Genomic DNA, 18,691 nt, shown 5'->3' on the forward strand with positions numbered 1-18,691 from the left:
ACCGCCAAGTCGCTTTTCTGACTTGGCTGATTCTTATCACAGCACTTGTATACCCCGCTTGTCGGGGTTTTTTTTGCCTATCACTTCTGCTGGCGAAGGTTTATACCTTTTGTGGTTCTTCTATTTGACTGCATTTTGCGTTGTTCTTTGGGATTAAAAACAGAAAAAGTCCCTAAATAATGTATGAATAGTATGCGGTGATAGTTGATTCAAATAAGGTGCTGCTATATCTTTTGGCTATTCATAAATTTAATTAAACCTGCCGTGATGCTATTTGCTACAGCGACCGTGAAAAATAATGCTGAAAAAGATCGTCTCCCGTACGTGGGTGAACGATGGCGATGGCGTGCCTGATTTTTTAATCAGCAGGCACTGTTAGGGTTGGTTTTTGACGCATAGATAGATCTCGCTGCTTTTTCTTCTAATGCGTTGGTTCATAAAGTTTGTCCTTTCATAAATTTAGTGTCTGCTCAGATCGCCCTTAATATCGTTTTTGGCATTATGAGAAAGAGACATGACTCCTGAATTATTTGCGGAATTAGCCGCGCAGAATTACAACCGCATTCCCGTTACACGTGAAGTTTTAGCTGATCTGGATACGCCCTTATCTACCTACAAAAAACTGGCTAATACAGCGTATAGCTACCTTTTAGAATCTGTTGAAGGTGGTGAAAAATGGGGGCGTTACTCCATTATCGGTTTGCCTTGTCGGACGATTTTGAAAGTACATGGCGAAAAAATCTCAATTACAGAAAACGGTAAGGTTACAGAAGAGTTAGAGATGTCTGACCCTTTGGGTTTTGTAGAGATATTTCAAGCTCGCTACCGTGTGCCGCAGTTAGAGGGGATGCCGCGTTTTAATGGCGGTCTTGTCGGCTACTTTGGCTATGATTGCGTACGTTATGTTGAGAAGCGCTTAAAAGATAGCTGCCCTGAAGACCTGTTGGGTACACCTGATATTTTATTGATGGTGTCTGATGAAGTTGTTGTGTTTGACAACCTTGCAGGCAAGTTGATCTTAATCTCGCATGCAGACCCAGCTGAAGATCAAGCTTATGAAAAAGCGCAGGCGCGTCTTGATCAGTTGGTGGAGAAGCTTCATGCAGCTACGCCTTATGAAGCAACTCCGGCAGAACAACAACGCGAAGTATCAGAAACAGAATTTAAGTCCAGCTATGGTGAGCAGGCTTTTAAAGATTCTGTGGATAAAATCAAGGAATACGTCCTTGATGGCGATATCATGCAATGCGTTATTTCTCAGCGCATGTCAATTCCTTTTAAAAGCAAGCCGTTAGATCTATACCGAGCGCTACGCTGCCTTAACCCTTCCCCTTACATGTATGTTCTCAATCTTGATGATTTTCATGTGGTTGGTTCCTCTCCTGAGATATTGGCGCGTGTGGAAGATAATCAGGTGAGTGTTCGTCCAATAGCCGGCACGCGTAAGCGTGGTTTGACGCCAGAAGAAGATCTAGCGATGGAAAAAGAGTTGCTGGCAGATCCGAAAGAGATCGCAGAGCACTTGATGCTGATTGATCTGGGCCGTAACGATGTTGGCCGTGTGGCTGAAATTGGTGGGGTTGAGTTAACTGATAAGATGGTTATTGAGCGCTATTCCCATGTTATGCACATTGTTTCGAATGTAAACGGCAAGCTGAAGCCGGATGTTTCTGCGATGGATGTGCTGCGTGCAACTTTACCAGCAGGTACCTTAAGTGGTGCTCCTAAAGTACGTGCGATGGAAATTATCGATGAAATGGAGCCTGTGAAGCGCGGCGTTTATGGTGGCGCGGTAGGTTATCTTTCTTGGAATGGTAATATGGACACAGCGATCGCAATTCGCACAGCTGTTATCAAAGATGAAGTGCTGCATATTCAAGCAGGTGCAGGTGTTGTAGCTGATTCTGTACCGCGTTTGGAGTGGAAAGAAACCATGAATAAGGGCCGTGCAGTCTTCAGTGCGGTTGCTATGGTTGAGCGAGGCTTGGATAATCTATGATATTGCAAAATCAATCAGCTAATTTCATCTTATTAGGGGCTGAATAATGTTATTAATGATCGATAACTACGATTCGTTTACATACAACGTAGTTCAGTATCTGGGTGAGCTTGGTGCTGATGTGCGTGTTTATCGTAATGATGAAATTACGATTGAAGAGATTGAAGCGCTGAATCCAGATCATCTTGTTATATCTCCAGGTCCATGCACCCCAAATGAAGCAGGTGTCTCTGTAGGCGCGATTGAGCACTTTGCGGGTAAGTTGCCAATTCTTGGGATCTGTTTAGGTCATCAAAGTATTGGGCAGGCTTTTGGTGGCGATATAGTGCGAGCTAAGCAGGTGATGCACGGTAAAACTTCTCCTGTTCATCATGAAAACACAGGTGTATTTGAAGGCTTGGCACAACCTGTAGAAGTGACTCGGTACCACTCGCTTGTAATTGATCAAAATACGCTTCCGGATTGCTTAGAAGTTACCTCTTGGACACAAGATGAACAGGGTAATCTCGATGAGATTATGGGTGTTAGACATAAGACTCTAGATATTGAGGGAGTCCAGTTTCACCCTGAATCTATTTTGACGGAGCAAGGCCATGATTTATTGGCTAACTTCTTGAAACGCACTAAGCCTGCAGCTTGAAATTACTAAGGATAATCAATGGATATTAAACAAGCATTAGCTTTGGTTGTGGATCGTCAGGACCTTTGCCAAGAAGATATGCGTGCTGTGATGAATCAGATCATGACAGGGCAAGCGACCGATGCGCAAATTGGTGGTTTGTTGATCGCTTTGCGTATGAAGGGTGAAACTGTAAATGAAATAACTGGTGCTGCTGATGCAATGCGATCTCTAGCAACGCCTGTGGATATTAATGTGCCTAACGCCGTTGATATCGTAGGCACCGGTGGTGATGGCGCGAATCTATTTAACGTTTCCAGTGCTTGCTCTTTTGTTGTTGCTGCCGCTGGTGGTCATGTTGCTAAACACGGTAATCGCTCTGTCTCTTCTAGCTCCGGTTCTGCTGACTTGTTAGAAACAGCGGGCATTAATTTAGAGCTTAAGCCTGAAGAAATTGCGCAATGCATTGAGAAGGTTGGTTTGGGCTTTATGTTTGCTCCTCAGCACCACAGTGCGATGAAGCATGCTATTGGTCCTCGTAAAGAGATGTCCCTAAGAACCTTATTTAATATCTTGGGGCCTTTGACTAACCCTGCAGGTGTTAAGCATTACCTATTGGGTGTGTTTGATAAAACGCTTTGTCGTCCTCTTGCTGAGGCTTTGCAGGCATTAGGTGCAGTTCATGCGATGGTTGTACACGCGGCAGAAGGCCTGGATGAAATCAGCTTAGCCGGTGATACCTATGTGGCTGAACTTAAAGGTGGTGAAGTACGTGAGTATACTTTGACCGCTGAAGATGCGGGCCTTAACAAGCAAACGCTAGAGGGTTTGCAAGTAAATAGCTCTGCTGAAAGTTTGGAAATGATTCAAACGGCTTTTGCTGGTGAGCATGCGAAAGCCGTTGATATGATTGCTATCAATGCTGGCGCAGCTCTCTATGTTTCGGATCAGGCTGCAAGCCTTAAAGAGGGCGTGGCGTTGGCTAAAGAAACGATTTTAAGTGGTGCGGCTGCATCTAAAGTTAAAGAATTGGCTGACTTTAGTCAGGCGTTTAAGGGTTAAAAGATGTCAGATACACCAACGATTTTAAAGAAAATTCTTGCCCGTAAAGCGCAAGAAGTTGCAGAGCGACAGCCAAAAGTTTCTATTGCTGATCTAAAAGCACGTATTGCCGATCAAAAGGGGAGTGATTTCGATCCTCGTGGTTTTGTTGCGAATATGGAAAAAGCGATTGCTGAAGGGCGTTCTGCGGTTATTGCTGAAGCTAAAAAGCATAGCCCATCTAAAGGATTGTTGAGAGATCCGTTTGTGCCAGCTGATATTGCTAAATCTTACGAGTTGGGTGGCGCAAGTTGTTTGTCGGTTTTGACGGATAAAGATTATTTCCACGGTAGCGAAGAGTATCTGATGCAGGCGCGTGCTGCCTGTTCTTTGCCGATTATCCGTAAAGACTTTATTGTCGATCCATATCAAGTGTATGAAGCGCGTGCTATTGGTGCTGACTGCATCTTATTGATTGTATCTGCCTTAGAGGATCAGCAAATGGCTGATTTGAATGGTCTGGCGCTTGAGCTGGGAATGGATGTGTTAATTGAAGTTCATGGTGCTGATGAATTAGAGCGCTCTCTTCCGCTAAATAATAAGTTGGTTGGTATTAATAACCGAAATCTGCATACCTTTGAGGTGACGTTAAATAATACCTATGATTTGCTGAGCTCTATTTCAGAAGATCGAATTGTCGTTACTGAAAGTGGTATACATAGTCGCGAAGATGTTCAGGCAATGCGCGAGCATAACGTTCATAGCTTCTTAGTAGGTGAAGCGTTTATGCGTGCTGAAAATCCAGGCCAAAAATTAAAAGAATTGTTTGAGTAAGGTTGTAGCTTTATGAGTATGAGTGCCAAGGTTAAATGGGATGGTGATGTGCGTTTTCAAGGCACAACTGGTTCTGGCTTTGATCTAATGATCGATGGCGAGCTGAAGCAGGGCCCGCGTCCTATGGAGCTTATGCTTCTAGGTCTAGGTGGCTGCACTAGTTACGATGTTGTGGGTATTTTGAAAAAGACACGTCAAGATGTAGTTGATTGTGTTGCAGAAATTGAGTCTGAGCGTGCTGACGAAGTACCAGCAGTCTTTACTAAAATCCACATAAAATTTGTAGTCAGCGGCCGTGGCTTGAGCGAGAAAAAAGTCGAGCGTGCTGTAAAACTGTCGGCTGAACAATACTGCTCTGCATCCTTGATGCTTGAGCGAGGTGGTGTTGAAATCACCCACAGCTATGAGATTGTTGAAGTAGAATAATCTTATTTTTGAGTGCTTTTCCTGATAAAGGGCTGCTTTTTAGTGGCCCTTTTTTATTTTTTACTGGAGTCTCACTATTTATCCGCTATATTAGTTGCAATGTTATTTAGTTAGTTGCTTGTTTTTTAAGGTTATTGTTGCCCCTTTTTGATGGATGTAGGGTTTGATTTTTATCTCCTAAAAGGGCTTGTATGGGTAAGATTTAGGGGATTTGGTGGGGCAATGCGCTTATCGATATCTAAAACGCTGGCTATAGGTATAGTGACGCTGCAGATCGTAACGGTCTGTGTGATTCTGGCCTCATCCTACATCACCACAGAGCAGGTCCTAATAGGCCATGCCCAAAAATTAATGCGTAATCTATCGCGCGAAGTTATCCAGCACTCTGAAGAATTCCTTTCTCCAGCGCGTTCTGCTGTAAGTCTGACCCAGAGCTTGGCTCGGAACGAGGTTGTAAGCGAAGAGCGTCCCGATGAGATGGAGCAGTATTTCTTCGAGCAGCTTATGTTGTTCCCTCATATTGCAGGTATCTATTACGGTAACCTCGATGGGGATTTCTATTTTGTACGTAGAAGCTCTGAAATAAGCTCATACCAAATTAAGCGTATCAATGAAGAGGCTGGGGAAAGAACGGTCGTTAATCGTTGGTTTGGTGAGGATCAAGAGCTGGTGAAAACAGCTGAAGATCCATTTGATTCTTATGATCCAAGAACGCGGCCGTGGTTTACGAAAGCCTTAGGTGAAAGGCAGCAGACCTGGACGGACCCTTATCTGTTTTTTACCTCTCAAACACCCGGGATTACTGTTGCTAGTCCTGTCTTCACTAAGAATGGCGAGCTCATCGGAGTTGTAGGAGTGGATATCGACCTATCAGCTCTATCAGATTTCTTGGGTTACCTGGAATTAAGTGAGCATGCTTCCGCGTTGATTATGAATAATAACGGTGATGTGATTGCGCACCGTAACCTTCAGGGTGCTTATGCTCAGAATGTAGAAGTCAAACGCCTGTTGAAGGTAGGTGAGCTGAGTAATAAAGCAACTCGCGCAGCTGTTGATTCTCTCGAACGTTCTCCAGGTTGGTATGTACTAAATACAGCAGTAAATACTAGCTATACGCACGAAGGGAAAAAATACCACGCGGTATTTACGCCGTTTTCAGATAACTGGCCTTGGCTCTTGGGTTTATATGTGCCAGAAGATGACTTCCTTACAGAAATTAAAGCAAATCAGAAATTTAACTTTATTATTGCTGGAGGGATAACTCTAGTCAGTTTGATTGTTGGTATCTGGTTTGCGCGTTCATTGTCTCGTCCGATTGTTAGATTGCAGCAGAGCGTTGAGTCGGTGAAAAAGGGTCAGCTGGAGGTTAATATCGACGCTGGTGCCAGTATATTTCATGATATCTCTGACACGACTCATGCATTTAAAGGTTTGGTTAGTTTCCTAAAAGACAATCAGCAAAAAAGTGAAGCTTTGAGAAAACGTCTGACTCAACAGGCACACTTTATGGAAGCGGTATTGGCCAATATTGATAGTGGTGTTGTGGTTTGTGATGTGGAAGGGCGTTTTGTCTATTCAAATCGTGTGGTAAATCAGCTTAGGGGCTTGGCCGAAGGTGCTCATCTTGAGCGCTTTGAAGATGCGCCCTTTAAGTTGTTTGCGGCGGATGGTGTAACCCAGCTGGATAAATCGCAATGGCCAATCTTTAGGGCGTTGAATGGTGAGCATATCTCAAATCTAGAGATCGTTATTGTTTCAAATACGAGTGAGCCTAAACGTGTTTATGTTAGTGGTCAGCCGCTATTTGATACCTCCGGTGAGAAGCTGGGTGCTTATGTGTCGATGCATCAAGTGAGTTGATGTTTCTAAATGCCTCTCTTGCTAGTCTTTTCCTTGCATAGCTCTTGTTAGGCGCGTAGAATTACGCGTCCTTTGGAGAACTATTTCCAATCTCCTTGCTGCCTACCACATGGTGTGGTCAGGGGGCTATTAACCCGAAAGGAGCTAAAATGCGTCATTATGAAATCGTATTTCTGGTTCACCCGAACCAGAGTGAGCAGGTTTCTGCGATGGTTGAGCGTTACACCTCTCTAATTGAAGGTGCAGAAGGCACAATTCATCGTCTAGAAGACTGGGGCCGCCGTCAGTTGGCTTACCCAATCAACAATGCTCATAAAGCACACTATGTCCTGATGAACATCGAATGTGGTCAGGAAACACTAGACGAGCTGGAAAACCTATTCCGTTACAACGATGCTGTTCTGCGTAACATGGTTATCCGTCGTAAAGAAGCGATCACTGAGATCTCTCCAATCAAAGCAGCTGAATCTCGCGAAGAGCGTAAGCCTCGCCGTGAAGAAAAGCCTGCTGAAAAGCCAGCTGAAGAAGCAGCACCTGCTGCGGAAGCTTCTGAAGAAGCTGCTGAGTAATTTAATTTCTGAGGAGAGATACAATGGCTCGTTTTTTCCGCCGTCGTAAGTTCTGCCGTTTTACGGCTGAAGGTGTTCAAGAGATCGATTACAAAGATCTGGACACGCTAAAAGGTTACATCACCGAAACTGGCAAAATCGTACCTAGCCGTATTACAGGTACTAAAGCGCGTTACCAGCGTCAGCTGGCAACTGCTATCAAGCGTGCTCGTTTCGTAGCGCTACTACCTTACACTGATAGCCATCAGTAATTAGGTAGGAGAGTCGCTATGCGTGCCTTGGCCGAATTGGTCATGAAAGGCCGTAAACAAGCGGCTTTTGTGGCGGTTATCGCCGCCTTGCTGCCATTACTATATTGGGTAAGTGCAGCTGCCGTCGCTTTGGTTACTTTACGTAAAGGCCGAAGTGAAGGCACCGGATTACTGGTTTGGGCATTGTTGCCTGCTGGAGTCTGGGCATACAGTGTGTCTGATCCGACACCACTGGCTGTAATTGTAGGAACTTATATCCTTGCAATTACTTTGAGAGAGACAGTTTCTTGGGCGAAAGTGCTGATGATTGCGCTCCCTGTAGGAGCTATAGCGAGCGTAGGCATGGATATTATGCTTAGCAGCTATCTCGACGAAGTAATTAAGCGGTTGGATGAGTTTTTAGTGCAGTCAGCTAGTCAGGCTAACCAAGAGGTTAAGCTTGACCCTGAGCAGCTAAGGCAGCTCATGTTGGGCGGATTAACATCAGTGCATACGGTAATGATGCTTGTCAGTGTAATGCTGGCGCGCTCTTGGCAAGCTGGGTTATACAACCCGAGCGGTTTTCAGCGAGAGTTTCATGTATTGAGACTGCCTCAGCTGTATACAGGAGTGCTAATAGCGGCGTCGTTCGTTTGCTACCAGTTAGATCTGGAGTCGTTACGCTGGTTACCACTGTTGCTGTTACCTTGGATCATTGCGGGTATCGCATTGGTGCATGGCAGTTTGGCTAAACGTGATTTAGGAAGGTCTTGGTTGGTTGCCTTTTATGTTGCAGCCTTCTTTATGGGACCGTATGTGATTACGCTGCTGGTATTTGCGGCTGCTATTGATAGTTTTGTCGATATCAGGGCGCGAATTCCAGTTAAGAATTAGGACTGCAATTCTTTGCAGAACAAAAGAGGTTTACGAGATGGAAGTTATTCTGCTCGAGAAAATTGGTAAGCTAGGTAACCTCGGTGACAAAGTTTCCGTAAAAAGCGGTTTCGGTCGTAACTACCTAGTACCGCAGGGCAAAGCTGTTCCTGCAACTGAAGCTAACGTTGCTAAATTTGAAGAGCGTCGTGCTGAGCTAGAAGCTGCAGCTGCTGAAAAACTAGCTGCTGCTACTGCACGTGCTGAAGCGCTGAACGAGAAAGAAGTTACTATCACTGCTAAGTGTGGTGACGAAGGTAAGTTGTTCGGTTCTATCGGTACTCGTGACATCGCTGACGCTGTAACTGCTGCTGGTGCAGACGTTGATAAGAGTGAAGTTCGTCTTCCTGAAGGTGCTCTACGCGCTATCGGTGAATTCGACATCGCTATTCAACTACACCCAGAAGTTACTGCTACAGTTAAGCTAGCTGTTGTAGGCGAGTAATCGTCTTTAGCTAAGCCGTACTGTACTGTACTATAAAGCACTGCGTGGATTTTCCATGCGGTGCTTTTTTGTTTTTAGGCTGTTGTGAATGATGGAAAAAAGTGAACTAACGGATGAAGATCTAGCAAGGATCAAAGTACCTCCCCATTCTATGGAAGCTGAGCAATCAGTTTTGGGTGGTTTGATGCTGGATAACAATGCTTGGGATACCGTATCTGAGGTGGTCCTAGATGATAACTTCTATCGTCAGGAGCATCGCAAAATCTATCGCACGATGCGTAAGCTTGTTAATGATGGCAATCCGATTGACGTTGTTACTTTGTCTGAAGAGTTGGATCGTACCGGTGATCTAGAAGGTGCGGGCGGGCTAGATTATTTGATTGAGCTTGCTAAGAACACACCAAGTGCGTCTAACATCCGTGCTTATTCTGAAATTGTTCGCGACCGTTCCCTTTTGCGGCAAATGATCTCGGCAGCCAATGAAATCGCTGATGATGCCTTTAACCCGGATGGCAAATCTTCAGAAGAGATTTTGAACTCTGCGGAACAAAAGATCTTCCAAATTGCGGAAGACCGCCCTAATCAAGGCGGCCCTGAAGGTGTAAATGAGCTACTGAAAAAAGCAGTAGATCGAATTGATACCCTATTTAACAGTGATGGGGATATGACCGGTGTAACTACCGGGTTTGATGATCTTGATGCCAAAACGGCGGGTCTTCAGCCTTCCGACCTAATTATTGTTGCTGCGCGTCCATCGATGGGTAAAACGACTTTCGCCATGAACTTGGTGGAAAATGCTTTAATGGCCAGTAATAAGCCAGTTTTGGTGTTTAGTTTGGAGATGCCTGCAGAACAGTTAATGACTCGTATGTTGTCTTCGTTGGGGCGTATCGATCAGACCCGAGTGCGGACCGGTTCGTTGGAAGAAGAGGATTGGCCAAAACTGACAACGGCCGTCAATATGATGCGTGATAAACCGCTGTTTATCGATGATCAGGCAGGTATCAGTCCTAACGAATTGCGTACCCGTGCTCGTCGAATCGTGCGTGAGCATGGTCCATTATCTCTGATCATGATTGACTATCTGCAGTTAATGCAGATGAAAACCCCGGGTATTGAGAGTCGTACCCAAGAGATTTCTGAAATATCTCGTTCTTTGAAGGCGATAGCGAAAGAGCTTGAATGTCCTGTTGTTGCCTTGTCTCAGCTTAACCGTACGCTTGAGCAGCGTCCGAATAAGCGTCCTGTAAACTCAGATTTGCGTGAATCGGGTGCGATTGAGCAGGATGCTGACGTGATTATGTTTATCTACCGCGATGAAGTTTATAACGAAGATTCAGAGCACAAGGGTGTTGCTGAAATTATCATTGGTAAGCAGCGTAACGGCCCAATCGGTACTAGTCGTCTGGCCTTTATTGGTAAGTACACTAAGTTTGAAAACTTGGCTCCTGATGTCTATGCGCAATATGCTGGTATGGATGATTAAAAGTACTTGGGGTTGATATAGTGTCTGAAGTTGATACTCTGATCTTGGCTTTTTAATTAATTATCATAGAGTTATTCTAATAACTGCTAAGCTGATAGTGTTTTATTGTTGTTGGTATTCGGTACTGTCGTTACATCTAAATAATCTGGATAGGGCGTGTTTTTGCACTAGAATAGTGCTGATGTTTGCCCAACTATAGTGCTCTTTTAAGTGAGAAACGGCTCGAAAAAAATTATTAAATTCATATGTAGATAAATACCCACTTTATTGGTGAATATTGGGGTTTAGGAAGGTGAGTTTCCATGGACAGTGTGAATAAAAACATAGAAAATTGGGTTGTTTTCATGCCCTTACGTTAGGGTGGTTACAAAGTAGTGAAAACGCATTTCTATCCATTCTTGGTAATGGGATTAACCGGAAAAAGACACGTATGAAATTGTTTGCGGTATTGTTATTACCCTTATTGGGCAGCCTTGTGCCATTGTATGCTGCTCGTTTTAGTCGAACCGTCTGTACTATTTTAACTGCGATTGCACCTGCGGTTGCTTTAGGAATAGTTCTCTCTATCAGTCCACAGTTACTTCAAGGCGAGGTGTTTGCTCACGCTGTTGATTGGGTGCCTGCGGCTGGTTTGGAACTATCTGTCAGACTCGATGGTTTAAGCTTCCTTTTCTTATTGTTGATATTGGGCATCGGTCTTTTGATCATTTTGTATGCTCGGTATTACTTATCCCAGAAAGACTCTATAGGTAAATTCTTTGCCTATTTGATGCTGTTCATGACCGCTATGGTGGGGATCGTTGCTTCGGGCAACTTGATTCAAATGTGGTTCTTCTGGGAATTGACTAGTATTAGTTCTTTCCTGCTTATTAGCTTCTGGTCAGATAAAACAGAAGCACGTAAAGGCGCGCGTATGGCGCTGACTGTAACAGGTGCGGGTGGTTTAGCACTGTTAGCAGGCGTGATTCTAATTGGCCAAGTAGTTGGCAGTTATGATCTTCAAGCAGTGCTCGATAGTGGTGACTTAATTCGAGAATCTGCTCAGTATCCATTTATCTTGGTGTTAGTGCTTTTGGGGGCTTTTACAAAATCTGCTCAGTTCCCATTCCACTTCTGGCTCCCAAATGCGATGGCAGCTCCAACTCCTGTAAGTGCATACCTTCACTCAGCGACGATGGTAAAAGCGGGTATCTTCCTGATGGCGCGTTTCTACCCAGTACTATCTGGAACAGATATGTGGTTCTTGATTGTGAGTATCACAGGTCTATGTACGCTGTTAGTCGGTGCCTATATCGCGCTCTTTAAGCATGATTTAAAAGGCCTTCTTGCTTATTCAACAATCAGTCATCTTGGCTTGATTACGCTGTTGTTAGGTATGGATACACGAATGGCTGCAGTCGCTGCAATCTTCCATATCATTAACCACGCGACCTTTAAAGCATCGCTCTTTATGGCGGCGGGTATTATCGATCATGAGGCTGGCTCGCGTGATATGCGTCAGCTAAATGGCCTGTGGAAATATATGCCGTATACCGCGACCTTAGCGATTATCGCTGCTGCGTCTATGGCGGGTGTGCCGTTGCTAAATGGTTTCCTATCTAAAGAGATGTTCTTCACGGAAGCATTGGATCAAGCAACCCTAGGTTCACTCTCTTGGGTTATACCTGTATTGGCGACAGTAGGTGCGGCTTTCTCTGTAGCGTATTCATTGCGTTTTATCCATGATGTTTTCTTTAATGGTGAGCCGGTTAATTTGCCGAAAACACCGCATGAGCCGCCTCGCTACATGAAAGTACCGGTAGAAATTCTGGTCGCTATTTGTATTGTTGTGGGCTTGGTTCCAGGCATCGTTGTTATTGATCTACTGAATGCAGCTTCAATCGCTACCCTGCAAGGTCCAATGCCTGAATTTAGCTTAGCGATTTGGCACGGCTTTAACGTACCGTTGTTGATGAGTGTGCTGGCCATGCTCGGTGGCTTTATCATCTACTACAATCGTAAAAAGCTTTTCCAATTCCAAGGCCAATTCCCAGAGCCAGATTCTAAATTGGTATTTGAAGGTTGGGTGCAAAGACTGGTTAACTCAACTCGCGCAGTTAATGAGTGGATTGAAAACGGTTCACTACAACGTTATTTGTCCATTTTCTTGTTTATGATCTTCGCGGTTTCAGTTATGCCTCTGGTTTATTTACAAGAAACTGCAGGGAATAGATCACAAATCCCGCTTGATTATGCTTCGGGTACAGCTGCTTTGCTGTTGATCCTGGCTGCGATTGCGACCATGGTTTGGCACAGAAAACGTTTAACCTCTCTACTGATGCTTTCTGTCGTAGGTCTAATCGTGTCGGTAGCCTTTACTCGTTTCTCTGCGCCAGACCTTGCACTAACGCAATTGGCTGTAGAAGTAGTAACCGTCATCCTGTTGATGCTTGCATTGTTCTTCTTGCCTAAGACTACACCGAAAGAATCGTCTCCTCGACGTTTGGTTCGTGACCTCAGTATCTCGGCATTGATCGGTGGCATCATTGGTACGGTTAACTACGCAATGATGACGCGTCCGCTTGAATCGATCTCTGATTTCTTCGTTGCGAACAGTAAAACAGGTGGTGGCGGAACAAACGTGGTTAACGTGATTCTGGTGGACTTCCGTGGTTTTGATACCTTTGGTGAAATTACGGTACTGGGTATTGCAGCGTTGGGTATCTATAAACTGATTGTTCGTATGCGTCTTTACATGCCTTCTGGTGATGAGCATGGCCGTCACTGGAGCACTGATTCCCATCCAATGGTACTGTCGACGATTTCTCAGATGTTACTGCCTTTGGCATTACTGGTCTCAGTTTACATCTTCTTGCGCGGCCATAATGAACCGGGCGGTGGTTTCATTGCAGGCCTTATCACGGCCGTGGCAATAATCCAGCAGTACATTGCGAATGGTGTTGAATGGATGAAAGAGAACATTCGTCTGAAATATCAGGCGCTGATTGGTTCCGGTCTGTTGATTGCATTTATGACCGGGGTCGGTAGTTTCATATTCGATCGTCCATTCCTAACTTCATGGTTTGATTACTTCAAATGGCCTTGGGTCGGCAAATTTGAGCTGGCGAGTGCCATGTTGTTTGACTTGGGTGTTTATCTCACTGTTGTTGGTGCAACCATGATGATTTTGGCGAACCTAGGTAAATTGACAACTTCAGAACGAGTAGACGCTCGTGAGTTGGAGAATCTGTAATGGAATTAATGTATGCGCTCTGCGTGGGTGTGTTAACGACCTGCGGTATTTTTCTGACTCTTCGAGGTCGTACGTTCCCTGTAGTTATGGGACTGACAATGCTGTCCTATGCTGTAAACCTTTTCCTATTCTCCAGCGGTCGACTGGTTGTTAATGGGGCTGCTATTTTAGGTTCGTCTGAACAATATGCCGATCCTCTGCCTCAAGCATTGGTTCTGACTGCCATCGTGATTGGCTTTGCGATGACGGCGTACGCGGTCATCTTAGCGATGAGGGCTCGTGCGGATTTGGGTAATGACCATGTTGATGGGCGTGAAAAAGCTTTGGATATTGAGAAGAAGGATAAGTCGAAATGATGCAGCATCTTCCGATTTTACCTGTTTTACTGCCAATGCTAACGGCGGTGCTTATGATGCTGCCGCCTTTCTCTACGACGCTAAACCGTCAGAGGTTCATCACTTTTGTTGGTGCAGCAGTTACTTTAATTGTCGCAATTCAATTGCTGATTACGGCGGGTAGCGGTGAAATTACCATTTATCAGTTAGGTAACTGGCAAGCGCCATTCGGTATTGTTCTTGTTGCTGATCGCTTATCTAGTTTGATGATCTTGCTGACCATGGTTCTAGCCTTTGGTGCTTTGCTCTATGGTGCCGCAGGGGATGATCGAGCAGGTATGTTCTTCTATCCGCTGTTTATGTTCCAGTTGATGGGGATTAACGGAGCATTCTTAACAGGGGATATTTTTAACCTGTTCGTATTCTTCGAGGTGTTATTGCTTGCTTCTTATGCGTTGGTTGTACACGGCGGTGGTAAGCAGAAGACGTTGGCAAGCGTACATTATGTAACGCTTAACCTCGTGGGTTCAGCACTATTCCTCTTCGCTTTGGGGATTATGTACGGAGTGTTGGGAACTCTAAATATTGCCGATATGGCAGTTAAAATTCGTACCTTGTCTGGCGAGGATAAATTGCTCGCACAAATCGGCGGAATGATGCTTTTACTTGTCTTTGGTTTGAAGTCTGCGATGTTCCCGCTGCACTTCTGGCTATCGAGAACTTACTCAAGTGTTAGCGCCCCTGTCGCCGCGTTATTCGCGATTATGACCAAAGTAGGGATATACAGTATTTTGCGTATCTTTACTGTAGGTTTTGGTGACTATGCTGGAGAGTTAGCTAATCTTGCTGGTCCTTGGCTATGGCCGATCGCGGTACTCACGCTCGTTATGGGTGCTATAGGCGCTCTGGCAAGTCAGACATTACGTATGTTGGTTTCTAATCTAGTGATTGTTTCTGTCGGTACGCTACTGTGTGCTTTGGCAATTAATACACCTGAATCTGCATCCGCGGCACTTTATTATCTGATCCATTCAACGCTTATTACTGGCGCGATGTTCCTACTTGCTGATGCAATTGCCGAACAGAGGGGTAAAGTATCAGATCGTTTTGCTCGTTCTCGTAGAATGTGTCAGTCGCTTCCACTTGGAATTGCGTTTGCGCTAGCTGCTATATCAATGATTGGTTTACCGCCTTTCTCCGGTTTCTTGGGGAAAGTGATGATACTGCAAACGGCTGTGGAACCTGCTGAGATGGCTTGGGCATGGTCTGCTATTTTGCTTGCTAGCTTAATGGGCGTTGTGGCGATGTCTCGAGGCGGTTCTACTTTGTTTTGGCGAGTTAGCGGTGATGCAAACCACTGTGAAAAATTACCAAAAGTAAAGTTTGTTGCGGTCTTCTTCCTACTTGTGATGTCGCCGCTATTGGTGATCTTTGGTGGTCCCGTGACTGAGTTTACTCAGGAAACCGCGAACCAAATTTATCAGCAAGCAGAAAATCCTTATATGTTGCTGCCAGCGTCAAATGAGAATGGAGGTTAAGGTATGCGTATGATCTTTCCAATGCCTTGGCAAAGCTTAATTTTATTTGTCGTTTGGCTGTTGCTAAATGAATCGATCGCACCGGGTCATTTGGTATTAGCTTCGATTTTAGCGATTGGGATTCCTTTGTTGTTAAGAGGAACTCAACTTCACCGGTTAAATATAAACAAGCCGGTTCAAGTGGTCTTATATGCTCTAAAAGTGTTAGGAGATATTGTCTCTGCAAACTTTGAAGTGGCTGTTCAAGTGCTTGGGCCTGCTAAACGTTTGAAGCCAGGTTTTTTAGCGATTCCTTTGGATATTGAAGGCGACTTTCCTATCACTGTATTGGCCAGTACGATCTCTTTAACGCCAGGAACAGTGAGTGCTGAAGTCTCCATAGACCAAAAATGGTTATATGTGCATGCGCTTAACCTTGTGGATGAGGCGGGAACTATAAAAGAGATTAAAGAGCGCTACGAGCAGCCATTGAAGGAGATTTTCGGATGTTAATGTTCTGTCTTATTGCTGCTACAGCCATGGTTGTGATTGCGATGACGCTCAACCTTGTAACCTTGTTTAATGGTCCGGATCAGCCTGATCGCATTTTGGCGTTGGATACTATGTATATTAATAGTATTGCTTTGATCCTTTTGTTTGGCTTGATTATGGGCACGTCGCTCTATTTTGAAGCTGCTCTTTTGATTGCAATGTTAGGTTTCGTAAGTACAGCGGCATTGTGTAAATATCTGTTACGTGGCGACATCATTGAGTAGGAATTAAGCATGGGTTTTTATATTGAGCTAATTGGCTCGGCATTGCTGCTAATGGGTGGAGCTTTTGTTCTTTTAGGCTCGATCGGTTTAATGAAAATGCCTGATTTTTATATGCGTTTGCATACACCGACGAAAGCTACAACCTTAGGCATGGGGGCTATTCTGATAGCTTCGATGTTGATCACTTCGTACCGAAATGGTGGCGTGAGTGCTCACGAGCTTTTGATTACGATCTTCCTTTTCATTACAGCGCCTGTAAGTGCAATGATGTTGGCGAAAACAGCATTACACCTGCAAGTAAAAATTAATAAAGGCAGCGTAAATGAAGAGTTAGCTGAACCGGCGAAACATCGGGAGCCGCCAGGGCAAAGCGAAAAGCCTGAAGGCTAAATGATTATGAAAAAGGGGCATTGAGTGCCCCTTTTTTTGTGTAGGAATATTTGCTTAAGCGTCTTTAATAACCTTGTTAATAAAAGCTTCTGGCACAGCAGTAACACTACGTTTTTCGTAGTCAAAGAAAACGACGCCAGTTTTCGCGTGTGCCACTTCAACAGCAGTTTTCTTGTTGGTTATCAGATAGAAAAAGTCGAATCCATACTTATTAATATCGGCTAATGCGATATCGATTTGCAGTTGGTCACCATGGAACCCTTCTGCTTTATATACGATGGCCGAGTCAGTCATGATAAGGCCAAGCCCTTCAATATCTAACTCTCCATAATGATAATGGCTGAGGAAGCGAATGCGCGCTTCATGCACGATAGAGAGCATGGCATCGTTACTTAGATGGCCACCGTAATTAATATCACTGATTCGCACAGGTAATTCTGTGGAAAAAATATAGTTGTCAGGCATGTCTAGCTTAATGCGGGCCATATCTAATCCTTAAGGTTTGTAAACTGAGACAGCATCTACCATTCCAGAGGTGAGCTTTTCTAATTCATCGTTTGTCATGATGTAAGGTGGCATCACGTACACTAGTTTGCCGAAGGGTCTTATCCACAAACCGCGCTCTATAAATAGCTTTTGAATCTTGGCAGTATTAACAGCTTCTTTCATCTCGATGACGCCAATAGCGCCTAAGCTACGTACCTCATGTACATTATCTAATTCCGCTGCAGGTGCTAAGCCTACTTTTAATCCGGCTTCGATCCGAGCGACGTTTGTCTGCCAATCGTTTTTAACCAATAACTCCAAGCTTTTATTGGCAATCGCGCATGCTAGAGGATTGCCCATAAATGTGGGGCCGTGCATAAAGCAGCCAGCACCACCTGCTGAGATGGTTTCGCCGATATGTGTCGTAGTAAGAGTGGCTGCTAATGACATGTAACCGCCGGTAATCGCCTTACCCAGACAAAGAATATCAGGTTCGATACCTGCATGTTCACACGCAAACAGCTTACCACTTCGACCAAAACCAGTCGCAATCTCGTCGGCAATAAGCAATACATCAAATTCAGTGCACAGTGCGCGAGCTTCTTTCAAATACTGCGGTGAGTAAAAGCGCATACCGCCTGCGCCCTGAACAACGGGCTCTAAGATCAGTGCTGCTATTTCTGAATGATGTTGTTCAAGTAATTGGCGTAAAGGAGCGATATCGCTTTCATCCCAGCTCTGTTCAAATTTTGTTTGAGGAGCTGGCGCAAAGAAATGTTGTGGTAGTACACCAGTAAAAATTTCATGCATGCCCGTAACCGGATCACATACGGCCATCGCACCAAAGGTATCACCGTGATAGCCATTTTTAATGGTAAGTAGCTTATGTTTTTCTGGCTTACCGCGGGCGTGTTGATATTGAATGGCCATTTTAAGAGCGACCTCAACGGCAACAGAGCCTGAGTCTGCGATAAACACTTTATCGAGATTGGCAGGAGTCATCTCTACCAGCTTTTGGCATAGATTGATTGCAGGTTCATGCGTAAGGCCGCCAAACATGACATGCGCCACCTTATCGATCTGCTCATGTGCTGCTTGGTTTAATTCTGGATTGTTATAGCCGTGAATAACTGACCACCACGATGCCATACCATCGATAAGTTCTTTGCCGTTACTTAGCTTTAATTTAACACCGCTAGCCGATTCGACAGGGTAAACCGCGGGAGGGTTGATCATGGATGAGTAGGGATGCCAAATATGTTGCTGGTCAAAAGAAACCTGCTCAGAAGTGATCATGCTTAGGAGTGCCCTTAATCGAAATTTTTAATTAGGAGTATTAGAGCCTGCTTAAAATTTTTGATCAAGAGCAGTTCTTATTTTATCTCTGAGCGATTGTTATGTAAGAAAGCTCTAAAATATGATTTTTTTGTAACATGTTAATAAATAAGCGAAAAAACTAATAAAAAATGAGTGATTATGAAAAAAAATTCACTTAATTTAGAACTTGGTGAAA

The 18,691-nt window shown here is 44.5% G+C and carries 19 protein-coding genes; 17 read left to right on the forward strand and 2 right to left on the reverse strand.

From position 1 onward, the window contains the following. Positions 1 to 514 precede the first annotated feature (514 nt). The 17 genes from trpE (at position 515) to ACMXYN_RS03055 (ending at position 16,692) form a co-directional block, all read left to right on the forward strand. On the forward strand, positions 515 to 1,999 hold the full coding sequence (trpE, locus tag ACMXYN_RS02975) for an anthranilate synthase component I (RefSeq protein ID WP_415893434.1): 1,485 nt from the start codon (positions 515 to 517) through the stop codon (positions 1,997 to 1,999). Positions 2,000 to 2,045: 46 nt separating this feature from the next. Then, complete coding sequence (locus ACMXYN_RS02980) at positions 2,046 to 2,639, forward strand: aminodeoxychorismate/anthranilate synthase component II (RefSeq protein WP_415893435.1); 594 nt, start codon at positions 2,046 to 2,048, stop codon at positions 2,637 to 2,639. Between the two features lie 18 nt (positions 2,640 to 2,657). Next, entirely contained in the window at positions 2,658 to 3,680 is a 1,023-nt protein-coding gene (gene trpD / locus ACMXYN_RS02985) for an anthranilate phosphoribosyltransferase (RefSeq protein WP_415893436.1), read from the forward strand. A gap of 3 nt (positions 3,681 to 3,683) precedes the next feature. Next, a complete protein-coding gene (gene trpC, locus ACMXYN_RS02990) occupies positions 3,684 to 4,493 on the forward strand; it encodes an indole-3-glycerol phosphate synthase TrpC (protein WP_415887005.1) in 810 nt (269 codons plus the stop codon). Positions 4,494 to 4,511: 18 nt separating this feature from the next. Further along, positions 4,512 to 4,919, forward strand: coding sequence for an OsmC family protein (locus ACMXYN_RS02995; protein WP_415888066.1), 408 nt, complete (start codon positions 4,512 to 4,514; stop codon positions 4,917 to 4,919). A gap of 222 nt (positions 4,920 to 5,141) precedes the next feature. Next, positions 5,142 to 6,779: a cache domain-containing protein gene (locus tag ACMXYN_RS03000; protein WP_415893437.1), complete on the forward strand. Its 1,638-nt coding sequence runs from the start codon at positions 5,142 to 5,144 to the stop codon at positions 6,777 to 6,779. Between the two features lie 149 nt (positions 6,780 to 6,928). Continuing rightward, positions 6,929 to 7,348: a 30S ribosomal protein S6 gene (gene rpsF / locus ACMXYN_RS03005; protein ID WP_415883523.1), complete on the forward strand. Its 420-nt coding sequence runs from the start codon at positions 6,929 to 6,931 to the stop codon at positions 7,346 to 7,348. A 23-nt stretch (positions 7,349 to 7,371) separates the two neighbouring features. Next, positions 7,372 to 7,599 carry a 30S ribosomal protein S18 gene (rpsR, locus tag ACMXYN_RS03010; protein WP_007020960.1) on the forward strand — a complete coding sequence of 76 codons (228 nt, stop codon included), beginning with the start codon at positions 7,372 to 7,374 and terminating at the stop codon, positions 7,597 to 7,599. 18 nt (positions 7,600 to 7,617) lie between these two features. Beyond that, positions 7,618 to 8,472 carry a hypothetical protein gene (locus tag ACMXYN_RS03015; protein WP_415893438.1) on the forward strand — a complete coding sequence of 285 codons (855 nt, stop codon included), beginning with the start codon at positions 7,618 to 7,620 and terminating at the stop codon, positions 8,470 to 8,472. A 37-nt stretch (positions 8,473 to 8,509) separates the two neighbouring features. Then, positions 8,510 to 8,956: a 50S ribosomal protein L9 gene (gene rplI, locus ACMXYN_RS03020; protein ID WP_415883525.1), complete on the forward strand. Its 447-nt coding sequence runs from the start codon at positions 8,510 to 8,512 to the stop codon at positions 8,954 to 8,956. A gap of 91 nt (positions 8,957 to 9,047) precedes the next feature. After that, positions 9,048 to 10,442, forward strand: a complete 1,395-nt coding sequence (dnaB, locus tag ACMXYN_RS03025) for a replicative DNA helicase (RefSeq protein WP_415894458.1) — start codon at positions 9,048 to 9,050, stop codon at positions 10,440 to 10,442. Between the two features lie 430 nt (positions 10,443 to 10,872). Next, entirely contained in the window at positions 10,873 to 13,674 is a 2,802-nt protein-coding gene (locus tag ACMXYN_RS03030; RefSeq protein ID WP_415893439.1) for a monovalent cation/H+ antiporter subunit A, read from the forward strand. Then, positions 13,674 to 14,030, forward strand: coding sequence for a Na+/H+ antiporter subunit C (locus ACMXYN_RS03035; RefSeq protein WP_415883527.1), 357 nt, complete (start codon positions 13,674 to 13,676; stop codon positions 14,028 to 14,030). The genes ACMXYN_RS03030 and ACMXYN_RS03035 overlap by 1 nt, the downstream gene beginning before the upstream one ends. Then, positions 14,030 to 15,547 carry a monovalent cation/H+ antiporter subunit D gene (locus ACMXYN_RS03040; protein ID WP_415894459.1) on the forward strand — a complete coding sequence of 506 codons (1,518 nt, stop codon included), beginning with the start codon at positions 14,030 to 14,032 and terminating at the stop codon, positions 15,545 to 15,547. Before ACMXYN_RS03035 ends, ACMXYN_RS03040 begins: the two co-directional genes overlap by 1 nt. A gap of 3 nt (positions 15,548 to 15,550) precedes the next feature. Beyond that, a complete protein-coding gene (locus tag ACMXYN_RS03045) occupies positions 15,551 to 16,039 on the forward strand; it encodes a Na+/H+ antiporter subunit E (protein WP_415893440.1) in 489 nt (162 codons plus the stop codon). Further along, positions 16,033 to 16,302, forward strand: a complete 270-nt coding sequence (locus ACMXYN_RS03050; protein WP_415883529.1) for a K+/H+ antiporter subunit F — start codon at positions 16,033 to 16,035, stop codon at positions 16,300 to 16,302. Before ACMXYN_RS03045 ends, ACMXYN_RS03050 begins: the two co-directional genes overlap by 7 nt. A gap of 9 nt (positions 16,303 to 16,311) precedes the next feature. Then, positions 16,312 to 16,692: a Na+/H+ antiporter subunit G gene (locus tag ACMXYN_RS03055; protein WP_415893441.1), complete on the forward strand. Its 381-nt coding sequence runs from the start codon at positions 16,312 to 16,314 to the stop codon at positions 16,690 to 16,692. A 54-nt stretch (positions 16,693 to 16,746) separates the two neighbouring features. On the opposite strand, the gene ACMXYN_RS03060 is transcribed toward ACMXYN_RS03055, so the two are convergent. After that, complete coding sequence (locus ACMXYN_RS03060) at positions 16,747 to 17,178, reverse strand: acyl-CoA thioesterase (RefSeq protein ID WP_415887012.1); 432 nt, start codon at positions 17,176 to 17,178, stop codon at positions 16,747 to 16,749. A 9-nt stretch (positions 17,179 to 17,187) separates the two neighbouring features. Next, complete coding sequence (gene bioA, locus ACMXYN_RS03065; protein ID WP_415893442.1) at positions 17,188 to 18,474, reverse strand: adenosylmethionine--8-amino-7-oxononanoate transaminase; 1,287 nt, start codon at positions 18,472 to 18,474, stop codon at positions 17,188 to 17,190. Between the last annotated feature and the right edge of the window lie 217 nt (positions 18,475 to 18,691).

It is taken from the genome of Neptuniibacter sp. PT8_73 (assembly GCF_047778045.1).
In the GTDB taxonomy this organism is placed as follows: domain Bacteria; phylum Pseudomonadota; class Gammaproteobacteria; order Pseudomonadales; family Balneatricaceae; genus Neptuniibacter.